At 42.3% G+C, this 4,488-nt stretch carries 5 protein-coding genes; 2 read left to right on the forward strand and 3 right to left on the reverse strand.

The window, feature by feature from the left end:
• The 3 genes from V7161_RS16350 to V7161_RS16360 form a co-directional block, all read right to left on the reverse strand.
• Window positions 1-183: CBO0543 family protein (locus V7161_RS16350; protein ID WP_335714037.1), on the reverse strand; the 183-nt coding region annotated here is incomplete at its 3' end.
• Window positions 184-584: 401 nt separating this feature from the next.
• The gene (locus V7161_RS16355) at window positions 585-1,421 is read right to left on the reverse strand and encodes an aldo/keto reductase (RefSeq protein WP_335714038.1); all 837 of its coding nucleotides are present in this window, start codon (window positions 1,419-1,421) and stop codon (window positions 585-587) included.
• On the reverse strand, window positions 1,422-2,630 hold the full coding sequence (locus V7161_RS16360; protein WP_335714039.1) for an MFS transporter: 1,209 nt from the start codon (window positions 2,628-2,630) through the stop codon (window positions 1,422-1,424). It abuts the gene before it with no gap.
• A 152-nt stretch (window positions 2,631-2,782) separates the two neighbouring features.
• Between V7161_RS16360 and V7161_RS16365 the strand changes: the two genes are divergently transcribed.
• Both V7161_RS16365 and V7161_RS16370 read left to right on the forward strand, forming a co-directional pair.
• On the forward strand, window positions 2,783-3,154 hold the full coding sequence (locus V7161_RS16365; protein ID WP_289987352.1) for a winged helix-turn-helix transcriptional regulator: 372 nt from the start codon (window positions 2,783-2,785) through the stop codon (window positions 3,152-3,154).
• A gap of 396 nt (window positions 3,155-3,550) precedes the next feature.
• Window positions 3,551-4,488: hypothetical protein (locus V7161_RS16370; protein WP_335714040.1), on the forward strand; the 938-nt coding region annotated here is incomplete at its 3' end.

A 4,488-nucleotide genomic window follows, 5' to 3' on the forward strand; every position in this document is an offset into this window, starting at 1 on the left:
TGATATTTTAACCCAGATTACACTTAAAATAGGAAAAAACAACATATCATAGATAATATTCGTTTTAAAAATTTTCGGAAACGGACGGACTGGATAGGCCACTTTATTGGTACCAACCACAAAGGCGTCAACCAAAGTGGCAAGAACACCTTTTGAGAAAAAAATAATTAGATTATCTCTCATTTTTGATCCCCTGAATAAAAATGGAAAAGAAGCAAGACTCATTGCAAGAACTAAATTTAATAACTTTTTTTCCAATATAAACATCCCTTCAATAATATACTAGTGATATTATTACAATTACCTAAAACGTATCATTAATACCATTTACGTCATGCAGAATTGATTTTTTCCGTTCTTTTTTTCACTGCTTGATGGATGATTAAAAAGATATTTAAGTTGATACTACCGACTGATGCTAAAAAAACTAATCGGGATGATTTCCCGATTAGTTTTTTTCAATACCGCTGAATTTGATGATATTTCCGCTGAATCCATAATTATTCCCGCCGATTCCCGGTGGAATTCCGCGGAGTTTCAAACTTATTCCGCTGTGTTCACATTTTATTCCGTAAATGTCACAATTAAAAATCAAAATTATCCGGATCAGGCCCGACGCGGTGATTTTGGTTCAAATCATCGATCCTTTGCATGTCCTCATCGGAAAGTTCAAAGTCAAATACTTGTGAGTTTTCAACAATTCGGTGTTCCTTAACCGATTTTGGAATCGTGACGACTCCATTCTGCAGGTCCCAGCGCAAAATTACCTGTGCTGGCGATTTTCCGTATTTGCCTGCGATTTCCCCCAAAACAGGATTGTCCAGCAGCCCACCCTGCATTAAAGGAGACCACGCCTCCAGCTGGATTTCGTGCTCCCGGCAAAACGCTTGAAGCTCTTTTTGAGTTAAGCGCGGATGGTATTCTACCTGGTTTACCATCGGTTTGATTTCCGCCTCAGCCATCAACTCTTCAAGATGATGAACCTGGAAATTGCTCACACCAATCGCCCGAACCCGGCCTTCCTTATACAACGTCTCGAGTGCCCGCCAAGCTTCCTTGAATTTCCCCTCAACCGGCCAGTGCACCAAGTACAAGTCTAAATACTCTAAACCAAGCTTCGTAAGGCTTCTTTCGTATGCAGCAATGGTCTCTTCGTAGCCAAGATCGGCATTCCAAACCTTGGAGGTGATGAATAAGTCTTCACGGGCAATCCCCACTTCCGCCAGCCCCTCACGGATTCCTTCTCCAACGCCCGCTTCGTTTTCATAAATAGCTGCTGTATCAATGCTGCGATAACCATGCTTAATCGCTGACTTCACTGCATTCACCAGCACAGGGCCTTCTTCTACTTTAAATACGCCTAAACCAAACCATGGCATGTTTACTCCGTTATTTAGTGTTGTTGTTGTTTGTAAGTTCATTTAACAAACCTCCTCTAATTTTGAAAAACTATGGTCACGCCGCTCCAACGAACGGCTCCAACCTGTTAAGATAACTGCCCCTAAAACCATCAACCCGCCGATCCATGTGGTATGGATGAGTCCGATAGAATCGGTGATTGCTCCTCCCAAATAGGAGCCAATCGCGATCCCTGCGTTAAAAGCGGCAATGTTTAAAGCGGACGCCACATCCACAGCACTCGGCACGAAACGTTCCGCCAATATCACCACATAAACTTGCAGACCTGGGACATTCATAAAAGCAAGCAATCCCATCAAAATAATCGTAATTAAGCCAGCAATTTTAAAAGGAGCCGTGTACATCAAGACAAAAAGCACAAGGGCCTGGACGATAAACATATAGAATAAGGCACCGATTGGATTGCGGTTCGACAGCTTTCCGCCGACCATGTTGCCAATCGCAATGGCCACACCGTATACGAGCAAAATAACGGCAACAGTTCCTTCTTTAAAACCAGTTATATCCTGCAGCAATGGTGATAAATAGGTGAAGACAACGAATGTCCCGCCATACCCAAGAGCCGTGATGCTGAAAAGCAGTAAAAGCCGGCCATTGGTCAGGGGCTTGAACTGATCGCGAAGACTGGTCTGAGTTCCTTTTTTCAAAAAGGAAGGAACGAGAGCGAGGTTCGCGAAGAAGCCGATGACGCCAACTGCCACAATCAGGACGAAGGCGAGCCTCCAGCCGAATTGTTGTCCGATGAAAGTTCCAAACGGCACGCCGGTCACGGTGGCGACGGTTAAGCCGGAGAACATGATCGAGATGGCGCTCGCACGACGGTTTGTCGGAACAAGGTCCGCCGCAATGGTTGAGCCGATAGACATAAAGACGCCGTGCGACAGAGCTGAAATCACGCGTGCTGCCAGCAGAACGCTGATGGTGGTGGCGCTGGCGGCGATGCTGTTGCCGATGATAAAAATAATCATGATCCACAGCAGCAAGGTTTTCCGTGACATGCGCGATGTCAAGGATGTTAAGACTGGAGCGCCGAATGTGACCCCCAGGGCGTATAAGGAAACCGTCAGTCCTGCGGTGGTAACGGATATGTGTAAATCTTTGGCGATCAGCGGCAGCAGGCCGACGCTGATAAATTCGGTGGTTCCGATGGCAAAGGCACTCACGGCTAAGGCCAGCAGCGCGAGTGTGCTTTGTCTTTTATTTAAAGGCATGATGTTTCCTCCTCTAGTTTGTTTTTTTACTTGCAAATGTTATTATGGGATATATGCAAGTAATTAGGAAGTACGCACTTTAAAGTGCTATAGATACCTAAAAGTAATATAGGTACTTTTTGGTGCCTATCAGCGAGGAGGATGGACTGACCATGGAAAAAAAGAAGTACAATATATCGGTTGAGGCGACGCTTGAGGTAATCGGGGGCAAATGGAAGTGTGTGATTCTTTGTCATTTAACGCACGGGAAAAAGCGGACCAGTGATTTGAAGCGGCTGATGCCAAGCATTACACAAAAGATGCTCACCCAGCAATTGCGGGAGCTGGAAGAGGACGGCGTCATCAATCGGATTGTTTATAATCAGGTGCCGCCAAAGGTGGAATACGAGTTGAGTGAGTATGGCAGGAGCCTGGAGGGGATTCTGAATTCCCTGTGCGACTGGGGCGAAAAACACATCACAAAAATTTATGGCGATAAGTTCGCCGTTTTAGAAGATAACATTTTGAACGATAAACTTAAATAGATGGTGTCAAGCACCATCCCAGTATTAAAGAGTAGCCCCCACTCTGGTAGAGGGGGCTATTCTTTTCCGCTGTCAGTAAAAGCCCCATTTGATGCTTCTTCAAAACTAGACTTAAACTAATTTTCCCTTGTGCTAATAATACATTTTCTATTACTAGTTTTTTCGCCTTTACCTTTTAGAAGATTATTGAATTAACTATAGTAATAGCTTAACTAATTATTCTATTTGATGATGTGAGTTTAATAGATGTGTAAGACAAGTATTTGTGCTACCTGACTTCATAAACCCATCCTAAAGTTTTAAACCATAACACTGTCTTGGGGGGAAACTCCTCTTTTTACAGGAATAGTTAGTACGCAGCTATTCCTATTCCCATTTCATGAAAGGAGGGAAGAAATGGATTTTAACCTTCGAGAAATATTAAAAATGATATCCGTTCAAAATGTGGAAAATGCAGATGTAGAAGTAGTGAATCACTCACCATTAGAGATGATGGGTAAAGGACGGCAAGGAGCTGTTTTTAAATTATCTGACGACATTTGTGTAAAGATATTTGGGAATCCAGAGGATTGCCAACGGGAAAATTATGCTTATTCACTTGGAAAACATACCAACCTCTTTCCACGTATATACGAGGCTGGGAAACTTTATATCGTGATGGAAATTGTCAAAGGGGTTGATTTGCGTGAATACCTGCAATCTCAACCACTTTCAATAGAACTTTCCTATAAGTTGATTGAAATGCTAATCACTTTTAAAAGAATAGGTTTTGAAAGGATCGACCATCATAAACGGCAAATTTACCTTCAGCCAGATGGCAATCTTAAAGTAATCGATGTAGCGAGGACAGTTTGGCGTGATCGCGTCTATCCATATCCCCGTAAATTACTGACTTCACTTGGTGAAGAAAACAAAGAATTATTCTTATCACATGTAAAACAACTAGCTCCTGATCTGTTTGAGGAATGGATGTATTACATCCGTATGGATGAGATATCTCGTGATATTTACCAGGTATTACTTGCCAATCCAAAAGAAAAGGATACCGTAAAAATTTTAAGTAAAAAGTTTTTAACAACAAAAGATGAGAGCAAAAAAGCTGCTCAACTAGAAAGCTTAGCCCACAAGGTTTTTAAAGAAGAATGGGTCAAAATGATGGTCCTAAAAGGGTACGATATTGACAAAATCATGGACGAAATCGATAGATATTGGGCTAAACAAGAAGAACAATTTAAATATAAAATGGAGCAAAGCCGTGATAGTAGCAAAAATCAGGATAAAGATAGAAAACGCGATAGTGTTAGCAGCAAAAATCAGGATAAAGATAGAAAACG

The sequence above is a fragment of the Neobacillus drentensis genome (genome assembly GCF_036965425.1).
GTDB lineage: Bacteria > Bacillota > Bacilli > Bacillales > Cytobacillaceae > Neobacillus > Neobacillus drentensis_F.

Bases quoted from the DNA above. Each gene is read 5' to 3' on its own strand.
- V7161_RS16355 (WP_335714038.1), bottom strand. From the start codon at position 1,421: ATGAACTTACAAACAACAACAACACTAAATAACGGAGTAAACATGCCA.
- V7161_RS16360 (WP_335714039.1), bottom strand. From the start codon at position 2,630: ATGCCTTTAAATAAAAGACAAAGCACACTCGCGCTGCTGGCCTTAGCC.
- V7161_RS16365 (WP_289987352.1), top strand. From the start codon at position 2,783: ATGGAAAAAAAGAAGTACAATATATCGGTTGAGGCGACGCTTGAGGTA.